Origin of the sequence: Streptomyces griseorubiginosus, assembly GCF_001514195.1 — a bacterium.
In the GTDB taxonomy this organism is placed as follows: Bacteria; Actinomycetota; Actinomycetes; order Streptomycetales; family Streptomycetaceae; genus Streptomyces; species Streptomyces griseorubiginosus.
Genome location: NZ_KQ948735.1, coordinates 197,545 through 214,992, shown reverse-complemented (window position 1 = coordinate 214,992; position 17,448 = coordinate 197,545). Strand labels below are relative to the sequence as shown.

The 17,448-nt window shown below is 71.2% G+C and carries 17 protein-coding genes; 7 read left to right on the top strand and 10 right to left on the bottom strand.

Features of this window, described 5'->3' with window-relative positions:
• Positions 1–51: 51 nt before the first annotated feature.
• The gene (locus tag AQJ54_RS07560; protein ID WP_062235304.1) at positions 52–861 is read right to left on the bottom strand and encodes a superantigen-like protein SSL4; all 810 of its coding nucleotides are present in this window, start codon (positions 859–861) and stop codon (positions 52–54) included.
• A 1-nt stretch (position 862) separates the two neighbouring features.
• Positions 863–1,396, bottom strand: coding sequence for a sigma-70 family RNA polymerase sigma factor (locus tag AQJ54_RS07555; protein ID WP_174856960.1), 534 nt, complete (start codon positions 1,394–1,396; stop codon positions 863–865).
• Positions 1,397–1,722: 326 nt separating this feature from the next.
• On the opposite strand from AQJ54_RS07555, the gene AQJ54_RS07550 reads away from it, so the two are divergent.
• Positions 1,723–2,739 carry an aspartate-semialdehyde dehydrogenase gene (locus tag AQJ54_RS07550; protein ID WP_062235301.1) on the top strand — a complete coding sequence of 339 codons (1,017 nt, stop codon included), beginning with the start codon at positions 1,723–1,725 and terminating at the stop codon, positions 2,737–2,739.
• 3 nt (positions 2,740–2,742) lie between these two features.
• Here AQJ54_RS07550 and AQJ54_RS07545 read toward each other — a convergent pair whose 3' ends face one another.
• The gene (locus AQJ54_RS07545; RefSeq protein WP_062027479.1) at positions 2,743–3,216 is read right to left on the bottom strand and encodes a DUF1203 domain-containing protein; all 474 of its coding nucleotides are present in this window, start codon (positions 3,214–3,216) and stop codon (positions 2,743–2,745) included.
• Between the two features lie 158 nt (positions 3,217–3,374).
• Here AQJ54_RS07545 and pepN point away from each other — a divergent pair, with 158 nt between their 5' ends.
• Entirely contained in the window at positions 3,375–5,951 is a 2,577-nt protein-coding gene (gene pepN, locus AQJ54_RS07540; protein WP_062235298.1) for an aminopeptidase N, read from the top strand.
• 92 nt (positions 5,952–6,043) lie between these two features.
• On the opposite strand, the gene AQJ54_RS07535 is transcribed toward pepN, so the two are convergent.
• From AQJ54_RS07535 to AQJ54_RS07520, 4 genes are all read right to left on the bottom strand, one after another.
• On the bottom strand, positions 6,044–7,306 hold the full coding sequence (locus AQJ54_RS07535; protein WP_062235295.1) for a M14 family zinc carboxypeptidase: 1,263 nt from the start codon (positions 7,304–7,306) through the stop codon (positions 6,044–6,046).
• A gap of 248 nt (positions 7,307–7,554) precedes the next feature.
• The gene (locus AQJ54_RS07530) at positions 7,555–8,313 is read right to left on the bottom strand and encodes an SDR family NAD(P)-dependent oxidoreductase (protein ID WP_062027473.1); all 759 of its coding nucleotides are present in this window, start codon (positions 8,311–8,313) and stop codon (positions 7,555–7,557) included.
• Between the two features lie 99 nt (positions 8,314–8,412).
• Positions 8,413–9,849 (bottom strand): sigma-70 family RNA polymerase sigma factor, encoded by a 1,437-nt coding sequence (locus AQJ54_RS07525; protein ID WP_062235292.1) that lies wholly within the window; start codon positions 9,847–9,849, stop codon positions 8,413–8,415.
• A 41-nt stretch (positions 9,850–9,890) separates the two neighbouring features.
• Positions 9,891–10,832, bottom strand: a complete 942-nt coding sequence (locus AQJ54_RS07520) for an EamA family transporter (RefSeq protein WP_062235290.1) — start codon at positions 10,830–10,832, stop codon at positions 9,891–9,893.
• Positions 10,833–11,029: 197 nt separating this feature from the next.
• Here AQJ54_RS07520 and AQJ54_RS07515 point away from each other — a divergent pair, with 197 nt between their 5' ends.
• From AQJ54_RS07515 to AQJ54_RS07500, 4 genes are all read left to right on the top strand, one after another.
• On the top strand, positions 11,030–11,539 hold the full coding sequence (locus AQJ54_RS07515; RefSeq protein ID WP_062235287.1) for a MarR family winged helix-turn-helix transcriptional regulator: 510 nt from the start codon (positions 11,030–11,032) through the stop codon (positions 11,537–11,539).
• A gap of 67 nt (positions 11,540–11,606) precedes the next feature.
• On the top strand, positions 11,607–12,236 hold the full coding sequence (locus AQJ54_RS07510; RefSeq protein ID WP_062235284.1) for a hypothetical protein: 630 nt from the start codon (positions 11,607–11,609) through the stop codon (positions 12,234–12,236).
• A 58-nt stretch (positions 12,237–12,294) separates the two neighbouring features.
• The gene (locus AQJ54_RS07505; protein WP_062027464.1) at positions 12,295–12,993 is read left to right on the top strand and encodes a hypothetical protein; all 699 of its coding nucleotides are present in this window, start codon (positions 12,295–12,297) and stop codon (positions 12,991–12,993) included.
• Between the two features lie 3 nt (positions 12,994–12,996).
• The gene (locus AQJ54_RS07500; protein WP_062235280.1) at positions 12,997–14,718 is read left to right on the top strand and encodes a tetratricopeptide repeat protein; all 1,722 of its coding nucleotides are present in this window, start codon (positions 12,997–12,999) and stop codon (positions 14,716–14,718) included.
• Here the strand turns inward: AQJ54_RS07500 and AQJ54_RS07495 are convergent.
• Together AQJ54_RS07495 and AQJ54_RS07490 are read right to left on the bottom strand one after the other, a co-directional pair.
• The gene (locus AQJ54_RS07495) at positions 14,690–15,088 is read right to left on the bottom strand and encodes a nucleotide triphosphate diphosphatase NUDT15 (protein WP_159055509.1); all 399 of its coding nucleotides are present in this window, start codon (positions 15,086–15,088) and stop codon (positions 14,690–14,692) included. The two genes, AQJ54_RS07500 and AQJ54_RS07495, sit on opposite strands and share 29 nt — an antisense overlap.
• An 11-nt stretch (positions 15,089–15,099) precedes the next feature.
• Positions 15,100–15,966: a radical SAM protein gene (locus tag AQJ54_RS07490; RefSeq protein ID WP_282959629.1), complete on the bottom strand. Its 867-nt coding sequence runs from the start codon at positions 15,964–15,966 to the stop codon at positions 15,100–15,102.
• 258 nt (positions 15,967–16,224) lie between these two features.
• Between AQJ54_RS07490 and AQJ54_RS07485 the strand changes: the two genes are divergently transcribed.
• A complete protein-coding gene (locus AQJ54_RS07485) occupies positions 16,225–16,824 on the top strand; it encodes a TetR/AcrR family transcriptional regulator (RefSeq protein WP_062237011.1) in 600 nt (199 codons plus the stop codon).
• A gap of 166 nt (positions 16,825–16,990) precedes the next feature.
• Here AQJ54_RS07485 and AQJ54_RS07480 read toward each other — a convergent pair whose 3' ends face one another.
• Positions 16,991–17,266 (bottom strand): hypothetical protein, encoded by a 276-nt coding sequence (locus tag AQJ54_RS07480; RefSeq protein WP_062027457.1) that lies wholly within the window; start codon positions 17,264–17,266, stop codon positions 16,991–16,993.
• Positions 17,267–17,448: the final 182 nt, after the last annotated feature.

Genomic DNA, 17,448 nt, shown 5'->3' with positions numbered 1-17,448 from the left:
GATCAAAGGGGCGGGCGTCCGTGAGGGCGCCCGCCCTTCTCGTGCCGCGGTTCAGCAGGGCAGCGTGCGCGACTCGGGCAGGGAAGCGGTGATCCAGGCCCGTTCCTGGGCGATCCGCCGGGTGCCGACGACCCAGTGGTCGGGGACCGGGGAGCCCTGGCTCACGCCGAACAGGACCGCGGTGCCCCGGGTGAGGGGTTCGGGCAGGTCGTACGTGTCGACCACATAGGTGAGGTCCTTCGGGCCGTGCGTCGGCACGTAGGAGTGGCTCACCCGCACGGTGACCCGCACCTGTCCTGCGGGCAGTTCCTCGACGGCGGTGACCTTGCCCTCGGCGACCGTGGTGGCGCAGGCCAGGTACTCCGGGCCGCCGAACTGGACCCCCGCTTCCGCCTTGGCGGCGGAGTCGGAGGTGGCATCGGCGCCCCGGTCGTCCGCCCCGCTGTGCCCGAGGAGCCAGCCGAACCCCGTGAAGACACCCGCCGTGGCGGCCACCGCCAGGGTGCCGAAGGCCAGGGTGCGGGCGCGGCGGCGGGCACGGGACGGCGGCCGCAGTCGCGCGGGGAGGGGTTTCGGGGCGGGGCGCACCTCGGAGGGCGCCCTGGAGGGCGTCGCGGAGGGCGTCGCGGAAGGCGTCGCGGAAGGCGTCTCGGAAGGCGTCTCGGAGGGCGTCTCGGAGGTCGTCTCGGAGAATGTTTCGCCGAGGAACCCCAGCTGCTCCCTCAGCAGCGCGATGTCGGCCTCGGCGGCCCGGTACTCGGCGAGGAAGGCGGAGTCCGAGCGGGCCTCGTCGCCGAGTTCCTCGCCGGTGATCGCGGCCATGAGCGCGTCGCTGTCGTACGTCTCGTTCTCGGCGCTCATGTCACACCACCTCGTCCTCGTGCAGGCGGGCGCGCAGGGCCCGGACCGCCGTGTGCAGGCGGCTCTTGACCGTGCCCTCGGGAACGCCCAGCTCGTGGGCGATGGAGCGCACCGGCAGGTCGGCGAAGAACCGCAGCACCAGGACCTGGCGCTGCTGGTCGGGCAGCTCGTCCAGGCCCTGCGCCACGGCGAGGGAGAGCACGCTGGTGTCCTCCCCGGAAGGGTGTTCGTGCTGCCGGAGCGAGGCCAGACGCTCGCCGAGACGCTCCTGGCGCTTCTTGGCCCGGTGCCAGTCCATGGCGAGATTGGAGGCCACCACGGCGGCCCACGCGGACACGTCCCGTGGCGCCTCGTACCCCTTGGCCGCCCGCTCCAGCAACCGCAGGCGGACCTGCTGCACCCCGTCCGGCAGGTCCGCCTGCGGCACCCCGCCCAGGGCGAGCACCGCTCGCACCCGGCGTTCCTGCGCCGCGTCCAGAGGATCCCCTTGCTGTTCCCCCTGGCCACGGCGGGCGATTCTGCGCAGCACAGACACCCTCCCCTCACCGCGTTTCCCCTACGACGCCGGTGGGGCGGGAAACGTTCGGCCGATCCCGGATAATTTTTTCGGAGGCGTACGTCACAGCTTTCCGAGGCGTACGTCACACCGGGCGCCGCGTGCCGCACGGCTTGCGGTGCGGGACCGCAGGAGAGCGAATTTCTCCAGCTCAGGCGGGGTGCCACGCGAGTTCCGCAAGGGGTGGTGGGCCGTGGGCGTCCCAGTCCTCGGGCATGGAGCACAAAGAATTGGACAGGCTGACCCGGGTCGGCCGCATGATGGAAAAGCCGCAGACACATCCAGGACACGCAGAGGGAGTCACCGTGAGGGTCGGAATCGTCGGAGCCACCGGGCAGGTCGGCACGGTCATGCGCGGGATCCTCAAGGAGCGGAACTTCCCGGTCACGGAGCTGCGCCTGTTCGCCTCCGCGCGCTCGGCGGGCTCGGTCCTGGACGGCGTCACGGTGGAGGACGCGGCGACGGCCGACTACACCGGTCTGGACATCGTGCTGTTCTCCGCGGGCGGCGCGACCTCGAAGGCGCTGGCCGAGAAGGTCGCCTCGCAGGGCGCGGTCGTGATCGACAACTCCTCCGCCTGGCGCAAGGACCCCGAGGTCCCGCTGGTCGTCTCCGAGGTGAACCCGCACGCCATCGCGGACCGCCCCAAGGGCATCATCGCCAACCCGAACTGCACCACCATGGCCGCGATGCCGGTCCTGAAGGTGCTGGACACCGAGGCGGGCCTCCAGACGCTGATCGCCACCACCTACCAGGCGGTGTCGGGTTCCGGTCTCGCGGGCGTGGCCGAGCTGCACGGGCAGGTGCAGAAGGTCGCCGCCGACGCGGACAAGCTGACCCACGACGGCTCGGCGGTCGACTTCCCCGAGCCGCAGGTCTACAAGCGCCCCATCGCCTTCAACGTTCTCCCCTTCGCCGGCAACCTCGTCGAGGACGGGCTGAACGAGACCGACGAGGAGCAGAAGCTCCGCAACGAGTCCCGCAAGATCCTGGAGCTCCCCGAGCTGAAGGTCTCCGGCACCTGTGTGCGCGTGCCGGTCTTCTCCGGCCACTCCCTCCAGGTCAACGCCCGCTTCGCCCGCCCGATCTCCCCGGAGCGCGCCACGGAGATCCTGGCGGGCGCCCCCGGCGTGACCCTCTCGGACATCCCGACCCCGCTCCAGGCCGCCGGCCAGGACGCCTCCTTCGTCGGCCGCATCCGCCGCGACGAGACGGTCGAGAACGGCCTCGCCCTGTTCATCTCCAACGACAACCTCCGCAAGGGCGCAGCCCTGAACGCGATCCAGATCGCGGAACTGGTGGCGGCGGAGCTCAAGGGCTGACCCTCAGGGTCGCCTGACCTCGTAGAGGAAACAGCCGTACTCGACGGCCCGGACGTGGACCAGTGCCACGGTCGGGTCGTCGAATGCGTTTCGGAAGGCGTCGTCGTCGGGGGTCTCGACCAGTTCGCCGCCCAGGATGTGGCCGTCGTGGGAGTAGCGGCGCACGGTCCGGTGGGCGCCCGGGAAGGGGTACCCCTCGTGCCCGTCCGGCCCCGCGCACTCGTCGGCGTGGATGAACACCGGCCCCTGTTCGTCGTACGGCCCCGGACGCGCCCCGGTTCCCGCCGCCCAGCGGCGCAGGGGCGCGTAGGAGACGAGGGCGATCCGCTCGCCCGGGACACTGCGGCGCAGACAGCAGCGCAGCGGAGCGCCGCCCTCCGCGTCGGTGAAGGGGGACAGGGGACGGCCGGAGTCGTCGGTGGTGCGGAGTTCCCTCAGGGTGGCGGGAGTGACGGGGCGTGCGCGGTAGGTCGTCATGGGACCAGGCTGACGCGGCCGGGCGCGGATGACCGGCGGAAACCGGACGGCGCGTCCCCGGAACCGCAGGGTAATCCCCCGATCCGTCGGAGACAGTTCGTGGAAGGATGACCGGACCGCCCAACCTACTCATAACGAGGAAACAAGGAGATGACCGCGTGCCTGGCACAAACCTGACTCGCGAAGAGGCTCAGCAGCGGGCCAAGCTGCTCAGCGTCGAGTCCTACGAGATCGACCTCGACCTCTCCGGCGCGCAGGAGGGCGGTACCTACCGGTCCGTGACCACGGTGCGCTTCGACGTGGCCGAGAACGGGGCCGAGTCCTTCATCGACCTCGTCGCCCCCACGGTCCACGAGGTCACCCTGAACGGGGACGCGCTCGACCCGGCCGAGGTCTTCAAGGACTCCCGGATCGCCCTTCCCGGCCTCCTGGAGGGCCGCAACATCCTGCGGGTCGTCGCGGACGCCGCGTACACCAACACCGGTGAGGGCCTGCACCGCTTCGTCGACCCGGTCGACGAGCAGGCGTACCTCTACACCCAGTTCGAGGTGCCGGACGCCCGCCGGGTCTTCGCCTCCTTCGAGCAGCCCGACCTGAAGGCCACCTTCCAGTTCACCGTGAAGGCGCCGACCGGCTGGACGGTCATCTCCAACTCCCCGACGCCGGAGCCGAAGGACGACATCTGGGTCTTCGAGCCGACCCCGCGGATCTCGTCGTACATCACGGCCCTGATCGTCGGCCCGTACCACTCCGTGCACAGCGTGTACGAGAAGGACGGCCAGTCCGTGCCGCTCGGCATCTACTGCCGGCCCTCGCTCGCCGAGCACCTCGACTCGGACGCCATCTTCGAGGTGACCCGGCAGGGCTTCGAGTGGTTCCAGGAGAAGTTCGACTACGCGTACCCGTTCAAGAAGTACGACCAGCTGTTCGTGCCGGAGTTCAACGCGGGCGCGATGGAGAACGCGGGCGCGGTGACCATCCGCGACCAGTACGTCTTCCGGTCCAAGGTGACCGACGCCGCGTACGAGGTGCGCGCCGAGACCATCCTGCACGAGCTGGCCCACATGTGGTTCGGCGACCTCGTGACCATGGAGTGGTGGAACGACCTGTGGCTGAACGAGTCGTTCGCCACCTACACCTCCATCGCCTGCCAGGCGTACGCCCCGGACAGCCGGTGGCCGCACTCCTGGACCACGTTCGCCAACTCCATGAAGACGTGGGCGTACCGCCAGGACCAGCTGCCGTCCACGCACCCGATCATGGCCGAGATCCGCGACCTGGACGACGTGCTCGTCAACTTCGACGGCATCACGTACGCCAAGGGCGCCTCCGTCCTCAAGCAGCTCGTCGCCTACGTCGGCATGGACGAGTTCTTCGGCGGTGTGCAGGCGTACTTCAAGCGCCACGCATACGGCAACACCCGGCTGTCCGACCTGCTGGGCGCGCTGGAGGAGACCTCCGGCCGTGACCTCGGCACCTGGTCGCAGAAGTGGCTCCAGACCGCCGGCATCAACATCCTGCGCCCGGAGATCGAGACGGACGGCAACGGTGTCATCACCTCCTTCGCCATCCGCCAGGAGGCCCCCGCGCTCCCGGCGGGCGCGAAGGGTGAGCCGACCCTTCGCCCCCACCGCATCGCCGTCGGCCTGTACGAACTCGACGAGGACAGCGGCAAGCTGGTCCGTGACGAGCGCGTCGAGCTGGACGTCGACGGTGAGCTGACGGCCGTACCGCAGCTGGTCGGCAAGCGCCGTCCGGCGGTCGTGCTCCTCAACGACGACGACCTGTCGTACGCCAAGGTCCGCCTCGACGAGCAGTCGCTGGCCTTCGTCACCGAGCACCTGGGCGACTTCGAGTCCTCGCTGCCGCGCGCGCTGTGCTGGGCGTCGGCGTGGGACATGACGAGGGACGCGGAGCTCGCGACCCGCGACTACCTCTCCCTCGTCCTCTCCGGTATCGGCAAGGAGTCCGACATCGGTGTCGTGCAGTCGCTGCACCGGCAGGTCAAGCTGGCGATCGAGCTGTACGCCGCCCCCACCGCCCGCGAGACCCTGCTGACCCGCTGGACCGACGCCACGCTGGCCCACCTGCGGTCCGCGGCGGCCGGCAGCGACCACCAGCTGGCCTGGGCACGGGCGTTCGCGGCGACGGCCCGTACGCCGGAGCAGCTGGACCTCCTGGAGGGGCTGCTCGACGGCTCGCAGACCGTCGAGGGCCTGGCCGTCGACACCGAGCTGCGCTGGGCGTTCGTGCAGCGGCTGGCCTCCGTGGGCCGCTACGACGAGTCGGAGATCGCCGCCGAGTACGAGCGGGACCGGACCGCGGCGGGTGAGCGGCACGCGGCGACCGCCCGTGCCGCACGGCCCACCGAGGAGGCGAAGGCGGAGGCCTGGACGCAGGTCGTCGAGTCCGACAAGCTGCCGAACGCCGTCCAGGAGGCCGTCATCGGCGGGTTCGTGCAGACCGACCAGCGGGAGCTGCTCGCGCCCTACACGGACCGGTACTTCGAGGTGCTCAAGGACATCTGGGAGTCCCGCTCGCACGAGATCGCCCAGCAGATCGCGGTCGGCCTCTACCCCTCGCTCCAGGTCTCCCAGGAGACCCTGGACAAGACGGACGCCTGGCTGGCCTCCGCGGAGCCGAACGCGGCCCTGCGCCGGCTCGTCTCCGAGTCCCGCGCGGGCGTGGAGCGGGCACTGAAGGCCCAGGCGGCGGACGCGCAGGCGGAGCAGTAGGAAACCGGGCGTCGGGAGGCGGGCGACTTCGGCCGTCCGCCTCCCGCGTCTCCCGGTCGAGCCGCGTTCAGCGTCCGCCGGTCAAACCGCTTTCACCGTCCGCCGCACACCAGCCGGGCCGTGTCGAGCATGGTCCGCACGTGCAGTGCGGTCTGTGTGGCCACCGGCACCCATCGCAGGTGGTACGTCTTCTCCAGTTCCTGGCTCCACTCGCGCACCAGGTCGTCGAGGACCTCCACGGTCCGCGGGTCGGTGCGGGCCAGGGCGCGGCTCGCCATCGCCGCCACCCGGAGCGGGATGCGACGCGCGGAGATGCCCCGCGTCGCGAAGTACCCGCGGAACAGGCCGGGTTCCTCCGCGGCCCAGCTGTCCACGATCGACGGAGCCACCCCGAGAAGCTCCCGCGCCGCGTCCCGCAGCGGCGCCACGTCGTCCGGTACGGCGTCGTCGAGCCGTGTCCCGAGCACGGCCGCCAGCTCCCGGCTCCGGCCGAGCAGCACCTCGCCCAGCCGTGCGACCTCCCGGTCGGGGTCGGTCACCGGCCGCGCGTCGCTGACCGAGGGGACGGCCCAGGCCGGGGTCTCGATCAGGGTGGTCAGCGTGCCGTGGCGGCGCGGATGGAACCAGGTGCTCTCGGCGACGAACCCGCTCGGGTCGCGCTCGCCCGCGCTGTGGCCGTCGGGCAGCACCAGGACGCCGGGCGGGTCGAGCCGCCAGTCGGGACCGTCGACGGGGTGCCGGTCCACGGGGACGCGCAGCCGCGTCGCCGTCCGGCGGAAGGCGTCCGCGACACCGGGCACCGTGCGCGTCGTCATCACGAACGCTCCGCCGAACTCGATGCCGTGCAGGGTGAACTGGGCGACCGGTCGCAGCTCGTCGAGGATCCGCACCAGCGTGGCCGACTCGGGGAGCGGCACCCCGGGAGGCATCGGCAGGGACTCCGGCTGGAGGGCGAACGCGGGCCGGTAGAAAACCCGGTGGCACTCCGTCAGCGAGGGATGCGGCTCCTCCGGCTGCCAGCCGTGCGCGAGACGGGCGCCGTCGGGATCGAGGCAGAGCAGGAAGTGCCAGGCGCAGCCGAGCCGTCGGAGCAGTTCGGGACGGCCGGCGAACAGGGCTGCCAGGCGCAGTGCGGAGGCCCCGCCCACCGGTTCGTTGGCGTGTGCTCCGGCGACGGCGAGGATGTGCCGGTCGGGAGCGGCACCGCCGGTGTGCCGGGCGGACAGCAGCCACAGCGGGCGGCCGGCCCGGCTCTGTCCGACCTCGTGGAGACGGAGCAGGTCGGGGGCTGCGCGGACCAACGCGCGTGCCCTTCGCTCCAGTTCGTCGACTGCCGGATAGAGCGAAGTCCGCACGCCGGTCCTCCGAACGCTGGTGGTCCGATCAAGCACCCTGGAATTACTGTCCCCAGTGGGCTCTTTCTTGTCCAGCGGGCCTTGTCCGGAGGGCCTTGTCCGGAGGGCCTTGTCCGGAGGGCCCTGTCCGGCGGGCCCTGTCCGGCGGGCCCTGTCCGGCGGGCCCTGTCCGGCGGGCCCTGTCCGGCGGGCCCTGTCCGGCGAGCCTTGTCCGGCGGGCCGATCGCGATCCCTGCCGATGCCCCCGCTCAGCGGGAGACCATTCCGCCCGTGGCGTTGACGAACGTGCCGGTGATGCCGCCCGCGTGGTCGGAGGCGAGGAACACGGCGGTGGCGGCCACCTCGGCGAGGGTGGGGTTGCGGCGGGTCATGCGCATCCCGGCCAGGTTGTCGACGATGCCCTGGACGGCGGCCGCGTCGATGGCCGGGTTGACCGCGGCGAGCTTCTCGACGGTGAACGTCTCCGGCACCCCGGCCACCCACAGTCCGACGGCCCGCACCCCGCGCGGCCCCAGCTCGATCGCCAGGTTGCGCACGAGCGTGTCGATCGCCCCGTCCGCCGAACCGGTGCCGCCCATCATCGGACTGCCGTGCGCGGAACCGCTGTTGAGGGCGAGGATCACCCCGGAACCGCGGGCGGCCATCCGGCGGCCGGCGGCCCGGGCGGTGAGGAAGTTGGCGCGCAGACCGTCGGTGACGGGCCGCATGAAGTCGTCGACGGGCATGTCGGTCAGCGGCGCGCCCTGCACGTCCCCGCGGGTGACGAGGTTGATGGAGATGTCGATGTCCCCGACCGAGTCGGCGTGCGCCTCGACCGCCGCCTCGTCCAGCGCGTCCACGACGGCGACCTCGGCGTCCTTGATGTCGGCGGCCACCGCCTCCAGGGTCTGCCGGGTCCGGCCGACGAGGTGGACCCGCGCACCCTGCTCGGCGAAGGCGCGGGCGACGGCCCCGCCGATGGATCCGCCGGCGCCGTAGACGATCGCGGTCTTGTCGGTGAGCAGCATGGTGAGCTCCTTGGGAGTGGTTCGTACGTGACATCCATACCGACGTACGGCTCCCCGAATACTCATCGCTGGATGCTCATCGCTCGCGGGGTCGGCGGGTCAGAGCTTCAGCGGCAGCCCGAAGGCGGGGAAGAGATGCGGCTCGAAGGAGGTGATCTCCGCGATGCGGTCACCGCCCTGCTCGAACCGCAGGACGTCGAGGACCTGGGCGCGGAAGACGCTGGTCCCGGGTCTGCGCACGTAATTGCCCACCGCGAGCTGCCCGTTGGCGCGGGCGGGCAGGCTGCGCCAGTGACCGAGGAAGGCGGGCGAGGTGGGGTCGAGGCTGACCCGTACGAAGTCGACGAGCGCGTCGCGGCCGGTGAACCAGAAGGGGTTGGGCGGCATGGTGAGGACGACGTCCTCGGTGAGCAGCGCGGTCATCGTGTCGAGGTCGAGCCGTTCCACGGCGGCCATGTACCGCTCCAGCACGGCCTGTTGCCGCCGCGTGGGCTCGGTGGCCCGCCAGTCCGCGCGGTCCCCGGGCAGGTGCTCGCGCAGGGCCGGCCGGGCCCGCTGGAGTGCGCTGTTGACCGAGGCCACGCTCGTCTCCAGGGCCTCGGCGGTCTCGGCGGCGGTCAGTCCGAGGGCGTCCCGCAGGACGAGTGCGGCGCGCTGCCGGGCGGGGAGGTGCTGGATCGCGGCCAGCAGGACGAGCTCCAGGGTCTCCCGTGACTCGCCGGCCGACTCCGGCAACTCGCGCTCCGCAACGGGCAGTTCGTCGTCGGGGTAGGGCTGGAGCCAGGTGATGCGGGCGGGCGGTTCGCCGTCCCCGTGGTGCATGCCCGGCACCGGTTCATAGCGTTGCGGGCGGCGCGCGGTCCGCCGCAGGAGGTCCAGGCAGGCGTTGGTGGCGATGCGGTACAGCCAGGTCCGCGCGCTCGCCCGCCCCTGGAAACCGTCCCGTGCCCGCCAGGCCCGCAGGAACGTCTCCTGGACCAGATCCTCGGCCTCGTCGTAGGACCCGGTCATGCGGTAGCAGTGCACCTGGATCTCCCGGCGGTACTGCTCGGTGAGGGCGGCGAAGTCGGTCTCGTCGAGTTCCGTCACGGGGGCGGGCGTGACGGAACCGCCGGGCTCCGCGGTGGTGTCCCGTGCGGTGCCGAGTTGCGTCACAGGGGCCGGCGTGACGGAACCACTGGGCTCAGCAGCGGTGTCCCGTGCGGAGCCGAGTTGCGTCACAGGGGCCGGCGTGACGGAACCGCTGGGTTCCGCCGCGGTGTCCCGTGCCGTGCGGGCGACGCGCTTGAGCTGGGCGATCGCGGTGGCCAGCTCGGTGACACCGGTGTAGAGGGCCGCCGGGGGCTGCGGGGTCAGTTGCCCGGCCCGGCGCCCGATCTCGTCGATGAGGCCCTGCACGGTGAGGGTCCCCGGTTGGTGCCGTTCCCGGTAGGCCTTCTGGCGGCACGCGGCGGAGCAGTAGACGGACCCGCGTCCGGTGCGTCCCGCTCGCGCGGCGAGCTGCTCACCGCACACCGGGCAGACCTCTGCGGCCACATGCGCCTCCGGGAGTTGCGTAACACGGAACCGGTGTGACGTTACAGCGCCCTCGACACGTCCCGCAGCGCTTCCGGCGCCGGCCCGGCGACGCCGGGCCTGCCGGGGGAACGCAGCGGCCGGGCGGCGGGCGGCCGTACCCCCAGCTGTCCCGCCACCGTCGCCCCGAACGCCAGCGCCATGCCCGCCAGCTGTACCGGGGTCAGGGACTGGCCGAGCGCCGCCCAGCCGAGGACCGCGGCGGTCAGCGGGGAGAGCGGGCCGAGGAAGGTGACCTGGGTGGCGGTGAGGCGGCCGATGCCACGGAACCAGAGCCAGTAGGCGACGGCGGTGTTCGCCAGCGCGAGATAGAGGTAACCGCCGACCGCACGGCCGTCCAGCGCGGGCGGAGCGCCCTCGACCAGGAAGGCGAGCGGCGCGATGAGCAGACCGCCCGCGGTGAGCTGCCAGGCGGTGAGGGCGAGCGGGCCCACGCCGTCGGGGCGGCCCCAGCGCTTGGTCAGCACGGTGCCGGCGGACATCGAGGCGGAGGAGGCGAAGGCCGCGGCGACGCCGACCGCGTCGAGGGCCCCGGCCGCCTTGAGCACGACCAGGCTGACGCCGAACGCGGCGACGAGACCGGTGAGCACGCTCCTCGCCGTGGGCCGCTGCCCCAGCAGCACCGCGGACAGCCCGACGACAATCAGCGGCCCGACCGATCCGACCACCGCGGCCATCCCGCCGGGGAGCCGGTAGGCCGCCAGGAACAGCAGCGGGAAGAAGGCCCCGATGTTCAGTGCCCCGAGCACCGCCGCCTTGCCCCACCACACCCCGCGCGGCAGCACCCGGGCGAGGGCGAGCAGCACGAGACCGGCGGGCAGCGCGCGCATCATCCCGGTGAACAGCGGCCGGTCGGGCGGGAGGAACTCGGTGGTGACGGCGTAGGTGGTGCCCCAGGAGACAGGGGCGAGGGCGGTGAGGAGGACGGTGGCGACGCGGTTCACGAGCTGGTTCCTTCCGGGCTCGGCGGGTGGAGCGGGGCGGGGCGGGCGGGTCGGCCGGGGTGCTTCCTCGCGACTCCCCCCCCCCCCTCACGACTAGCTTGACGGAAAGTAGCTTACTCCTAAGCTACTTTTTGGCAAGCCACTTTCTTGCGGCCCACTTTCTTGTGGGCCAGCGAGGGCCCGCGGATACTCGACCCATGAGTGCACAGCGCAAGGACGCCGTCGACGCGATCATCGACCAGTGGGCGGCCGTGCGGCCCGACCTCGACACCAAGGCCATGGAGGTCTTCGGCCGGATCTACCGGCTCTCCCGCGCGATGGGCGACCGCGTCGAGAAGGTGTACGCCCCCTACGGCATCTCCCGCGGCGAGTTCGACGTCCTCGCGACCCTGCGCCGGGCCGGAGAGCCCTACACGCTCTCGCCCCGCCAGCTCTCCTCGACGCTGATGCTCACCACCGGCGGGATGACGGGCCGCCTCGACAAGCTGGAACGCGCCGCCCTCCTGCGCCGCTCCCCCGACCCCCACGACCGCCGCGGCCTCCAGGTCACCCTGACCGAGAAGGGCCTGACGGTCATCGACGCGGCGGTCGAAGCGGGCCTCACCGCCCAGACCGAGGCCCTCGCCACCCTCACCCCGGCCCAGTCCACCCAACTGGCGGACCTGCTGAGGGAGTTGCTGGAGGGGACCCAGAACTCCCCGGAGTGATTCCGGTTCCCGGGCGCAGGGCGGCGGAGGAGTTCCGTCCGCCCCACCGCCACCGCATCATGACCGCGTGCACATCACTCCGGCAGAGGCCGCGATCATCGGTACGTCACTGGGCGCGACGGCCACGCTCAGCGCCGCCTGGATCACCCAGCGGGCGACCTCCCGGCGTGAGCGGGAACGACGGCTCTGGGACCGCCGGGTGGCCACCTACGACGACCTGATGAGCACCCTGCACACCTACGCGCAGCTCCGGGCCCACACCCGACGGTCCTTCGACCTGCCGGAACTGGAAGGCGTCCGCAGCGAGGCCCTGCACTCCGCGGCGACGCTCGCGGCACGGATCGAGCTCTACAGCTCCGAGCCGCTGCGCGAGGCCTGCGAGAGATCGTTCGACGGGGTGCAGCGGTGGCTGCTGGCCTGGGAGGAGTGGCACGAACAGGGCCCGGCCGTCCGGCTCCCCAGCCAGGCGGACGGCCTGTGGAAGAAGTTCACCCGCCGCGTCGAGGAGGCGGAACGGGCCGACAGCGAACTCCTCGAACTGCTCCTGGCGGACGTCCACGGCACCCGACGCGGCGCGAGGAGATTTCCGAAGGGCCGCAACCGCGGAATCAGCCTGCGCAAGACCACATCCGGCTCCTCCGCCTCACGGAGAACAGCCCCCGGAAAGAATGCCCCGCGAAAACCTGATCACGATTAACATTCTTCATTCCGGGTGAGACTTCTGGAACGCGTGGCGGAACGGACGGGGGCCGGACATGGCGCAGGACGACCATTTGATCGAGTTATATCTCGCCGGAAAACGCATCGCCTCCGGTCTGCGTATCGCGCGGCCCTTCGCGCTGACGACCGCGCACGCCCTCGGGCCGGACGTCCTCACGACCAAGCCGCTGCTGCACCTGCGCGACGGCACCCCCGCGCAGATCCTCTGGGGCAACACACCGTCCGACCTGGCCCTGCTCAGGCTCGAACTGAACGGCACCACGGGCCCGTTGGCGACGACCACCTACGGCGAGGCACAGCAGGGACAGGCCTGGCGGGCCACCGTCTCCGTCGACCCCAAGCCCCTGACTGGCAGCGTCGTCGAACCCGACGCCGTCTACCACGACGGCCCCCACCTCACGGTGAAGGCCCTGCGGCTGCGCTGCGAGCGCGTCCTGCGCGACCCCGCGGCCTACGCCGGCAGCCCCATCGAGGAGACCCGCCAGGACCCGCCGGTCGTCCTCGGCCTGCTGGTGAAGCCGCGGGACACCCCTCCCCGGGAGAGCGACGAGGCCTTCGCCATCTCGGTGGCGGAAGCGCTCCGGCTCTTCGACGACGTCACGGGCGGCCGCAAGGCGGAGAAACGCACCCGGGCCAACCAGGTGCTGCACGACCGGGGTTACGGCAGTGTGCGCCCCCGCTGGACGAGGACCGACCCGAACCGGCGCACAAGGCGACCGTCAGAAGGAAACTGATCCATGAACGACATCAGTGACCTCGACGCAGCGATAGCGGTCGCCGAGGAAAAGGCGGAACACGACGACGACAGTGCCGAAGGACAGGCAATCGCGCGGGAATCCGAGGCGGCGCTCATCGGTTACGTCGACCGCCTGCGCAGTGGCCAGGCGCTGTGGGAGGACGAGCCCGAGCGGATCCCCCGCTACGCCCGCCTCGTCGAACTGCTGCTCGCGCTCGGCCTCGACAAGGCCGCCGCGGACCTGACCGACACCACCCTGCGTGCCATGCGGCTCTCCGAGATCGACCAGGTGGTGTACCGGGAGCCGGAACTCTGGAACCGCCTCGGCTCCCTGCTCGCCGAACAGGGCGACCTGGTACGGGCCATGGCCGTCCTGGACTGCGCCCTCACCCGCGCGCACGAGTACGAGACCTACGAGGTCCCGGCGATCCTCGCCAACCTGAGCGTGGTGAGCCTTCAGCTCGGCGATCCCGACGCGGCCGGCATCTGGGCCGACAAGGCGCTCGACTCGCTCAAGTACGAGCAGGACAAGGACCTGGAGACGCGGCTGACCGCCGACCGGGTCCGCCTCGACCTCGCCAGGGCCTCCGGCGACGAGCAGGACCTCCGCAGCGCGCTGGAGAGCTTCGACCAGTCGGTGGCCCGGTACGTCGAGAGCGAGGGCGGCGACCACGCCCGGGCCATCGGCGCACGGGTCGCACTGGCCGCGGCCCGCCACGAAGCGGACCCGAGCCTGGAGAACCTCGCCCGGCTGGAACTCCTCTACGTCACCGCGCAGGTGACGCTGGGCCTGGAGCACCGCGAGACGATCATCGCCCAAGCCACCCTCGCCGCCACGGAGTTCGCCGCGGCCGGCGGCTGGGACGGACAGGCGAACGAGCGCACCGAGGCCGCCGTGCAGGCCTTCCTCACCGCGGCGACCCGTGCCGTGGCCTCTCCACACCTCGGCCAGGAGCATCCCCAGACGCACATCCTCCAGGACGAACTCGCGGACATGCGGGCGGCCATCACCCCGGACGACAAGCTGCCGTACCACATCCAGAAGGTGTACAAGCCGCACCAGAACACCGAGCGCAACGACGCGAAACGCCGGGCACTGGAGGAGGAGACCGGCATCATCCGGCTCATCGCCCACGCCGGCGCCTCCTACTTCCTCAAGGAGACCCGGCTCTTCTACGGCCGGGTCAAGGACGCGCTGGAACGCGGGGTCCGTTTCCACGTCGTCATCAGCAGCCCCTGGAACAGCCTCGCCGCCTTCATGCCGCACGACGCCGGCGCCGAGCCGGGCAACTACCAGAACATCGTGGAGCTGGTGGAGAGCAGCCCGTCGTACAACAACACCTTCCTGCCCGTGATCGAGTCGTACAAGCTGCTCAAGTCGATCTACCCGGACCTGATCGAGCTGCGGATCACCTCCATGGACGTCAGCGGGTCCACGCTGCTCACCTCGAACGTCGGCTTCTTCGAGCCGTACATCACGTCGAATCCGCAGCGCCGGACGCGCCGGGGGATGAGTGTCTTCGAGGTGGCGTTCCGCAAGGACAGCCGGTACTACGCGGACAGCCTCGAGGAGTTCCGGGCGCAGTGGGAACTGTCCAGCACCTGGGCGGAGTTCGAGAACAGCCAGGAACAGCACAAGGCCGCGCTCCGCTCGGAGATGGGGGCGCTGGCGTCGGTGCGGATGCGGGCGAGCGTCAGGAGGGGAGAAGTGCCCCGCCCCTGACCTTGTTCAGCACGTCCACCGATCCCACGAACAGCGGTGAGGGGAGCGCGTCCAGCGGCCAGAACTCCCAGCGTTCGCAGCGGTCGGGTTCACGCACCCGGATCTCGCCGGTGTAGTCGGGGATCTCCACGCCGATCTGCATGTGGTGGTTGGCCGCCGGGTCCGGGTCGGTGACGCAGACGACCCGGGCGTCCCGGGCACGGACCCCGGTCTCCTCCTCCAACTCCCGGCAGGCGGCCCCGGTCAGCGTCTCCCCGACCTCCAGATGCCCACCGGGCAACCCCCAGGTGCCGGCCCCGAAGGTATTGGCCCGCAGCCCCAGCAGCACACGCTCACCGGAGCGGACGATGGCCTGGACTCCTACGCGCACGTGTGCCGTCATCATGACTGCCCTCTCGGGTCCAGCGGATAGGTTCCGACGAAATTGGCGGCGTTGCGGAACGGCTGCACCAGCCCGGCGGAGCCGGTGGCGTCGTCCCGCACCAGGTCGAAGAAGTCGCCGAGTCGCCGTTCCTCGCCCGCCTCGATGACGACGACCTGGCAGTCCGGGTCGATGAAGAAGTAGGTGCCGGCCCGGTCGGCGTTGCGGTAGACCCGGAGGGTGACCTCGCGTTCGTCGGCGGCCTCCTGGCAGCGGGCCACCACCTCTTCGAACTCGTCGTCGTCGATGGAGAGCCAACTGGCGTTGTCCGCGCCGTAGTTGGTCTCGGACATCTGGTAGACCTTCCACACGTCGGGGAGGCAGGCCTTTTCGATGAGATCCAGCACGCGGGGAGCTCCGGCGACATTGCGCCGGGTGACGACGGTCCCCAGTTTCACCTTGACCTGCTGGTGGTTCTTCCGGACTTCCTGCAACAGGTCGAGCACTCTTTCCCGGTGCGGAGCGACTCCTTTGCGGAGTTCCCGGTGTTCCTTCTCGTCCGCCGAGTCCACCGGCAGGGCGATCCACGACAGCCCCGGCAGGACGCGCTCCATGAGCTTCAGCGGGGCGAGTCCGTTCGTGCTCAGCACGACCCGGGGAGGGGCTCCGCCGTCCGGATGCGCGCCGCTCAACTCCTGGACGAGGTCACCGAGATACGGCAGCAGGGTGGGCTCGCCCCCCGAGATCACCACTCCCTGCACCCCCTCCTGCCGCAGCGTGCCGGCGATCCGGAGTGCCTCCGCACTCCGCATGGTGGGCATTTCATGGCGCGGTCCGAAGCAAAAAGGGCAGCTCAGATTGCATCTGCCGATCGGACGAAGATCCACGTACGGGGGGAGCACCCGCTGAATGTACTGCGCGCCGAAGCGGCCCGCCGTCCGACTCACAAGATGTCACCTTTTCAGTGCCGTTCCGTGGCCGAACGCGGGCTCGCCGAGCCGCTCCCCCTCGAACACTGCCCCGCCGACGAGGAAGTCACACGCGCCGCCCCCAGCAGGCCGCAGGTTGCCGATCCGACGACGATCACGTCGGTGTCGATCGCCGGGGCACCATTCGCCAGCTCGCGTCAACACTTGTTGGCCAACATGCGTTGGCCTAGGATCGTGGGCGTGAACGACGTGAACGACACCCCCCGCCGCCGCTCCGACGCCACCCGCGACGCGATCCTCACCGCCGCCCGCGAGCGCTTCGCCGCCGACGGCTACGAGCGGGCCACCATCCGCGCCATCGCCAAGGACGCGCAGATCGACCCGTCCATGGTCATGCGCTACTACGGCAACAAGGAGGGACTCTTCGCCGCGGCCGTCTCGGTCGATCTCGGGCTGCCCGAACCCGCGTCCCTGCCCCGGGACGACATCGGCCGGGCCCTCGTGGCGCGCTTCCTCGACCTGTGGGAGGAGAACGAGGTGCTCACCGCGCTGCTCCGGGTCGGCGCGACCAACCAGGCGGGGGCGGAGCGGATGCAGGGCATCTTCCGGGAGCAGGTGATGCCGGTGGCCGTACGGGTGTGCCCGGACCCGGAACAGGCCCCGGCGCGGGCCGCACTCGCCGCCACGCAGTTGCTGGGGCTGGCACTGACCCGGTACGTACTACGCCTCCCGCCGACCGTGGCACTCGCCCGAGAGGAGATCCTCGCGTGGCTGGCCCCCACGATCCAGAGGTACCTCACGGCACCGAGCCCCTGAGGGCGGTTGTCGGACCGGGGGCGGGTGGGCCGCCGACATCACGCCACCGGAAACACCACCGCTCACACCACCGCACACACCACCGGACAGGCCAAAGGCGCCGCCCCCACCCCCGTACGGATGCATCCCGTACAGAAGGCGAGGTCGGCGCCCAGGAAAAGCTCGGTCAGGCCTTGGTCGTGGCCTTGGACCTGGTCTTCGGGGCGATCACCCGGTGCTCGTTCTTGGACTTGTCCAGGACCATCACCAGCCCGGCGATGACCCCGAACAGCACGAGCGGGGCCACGACGAAGAGGCCCAGCGTCTCGATGACGCTCAGACCCGTGCCCGGGTCGTCGCCGTCGTCGCGGGTCAGCGCCGAGGCGGGAACCGACATGAGCAGCATCATCAGCGTCGTACCGGCAGCCAGGGCGCCGGCGCGCAGGGCGTTCTTCTTGTCCACGGGGCCAAAAGTACCGAACGTCGGACGGGGCCGCGCGTCCGGGGTGCGTTAAAGCGTCCCGGCCTGTCCCCACCCGGCAGCCTTGCGGCACCCACCGCGCGGCCCGCGGCCCTGCGGCACCCATCCTGCGACCCACAGCACCCGCCCAGGGGCCCTGCGGCGGCCGCCCCGGGCACAGCACC

What these genes read in the sequence shown, in the direction of transcription:
- AQJ54_RS07560 (WP_062235304.1), bottom strand. Translation starts at nt 861, where the DNA reads ATGAGCGCCGAGAACGAGACGTACGACAGCGACGCGCTCATGGCCGCG.
- AQJ54_RS07545 (WP_062027479.1), bottom strand. Translation starts at nt 3,216, where the DNA reads ATGACGACCTACCGCGCACGCCCCGTCACTCCCGCCACCCTGAGGGAA.
- AQJ54_RS07530 (WP_062027473.1), bottom strand. Translation starts at nt 8,313, where the DNA reads ATGCTGCTCACCGACAAGACCGCGATCGTCTACGGCGCCGGCGGATCC.
- AQJ54_RS07515 (WP_062235287.1), top strand. Translation starts at nt 11,030, where the DNA reads ATGAGTGCACAGCGCAAGGACGCCGTCGACGCGATCATCGACCAGTGG.
- AQJ54_RS07505 (WP_062027464.1), top strand. Translation starts at nt 12,295, where the DNA reads ATGGCGCAGGACGACCATTTGATCGAGTTATATCTCGCCGGAAAACGC.
- AQJ54_RS07500 (WP_062235280.1), top strand. Translation starts at nt 12,997, where the DNA reads ATGAACGACATCAGTGACCTCGACGCAGCGATAGCGGTCGCCGAGGAA.
- AQJ54_RS07485 (WP_062237011.1), top strand. Translation starts at nt 16,225, where the DNA reads ATGCGTTGGCCTAGGATCGTGGGCGTGAACGACGTGAACGACACCCCC.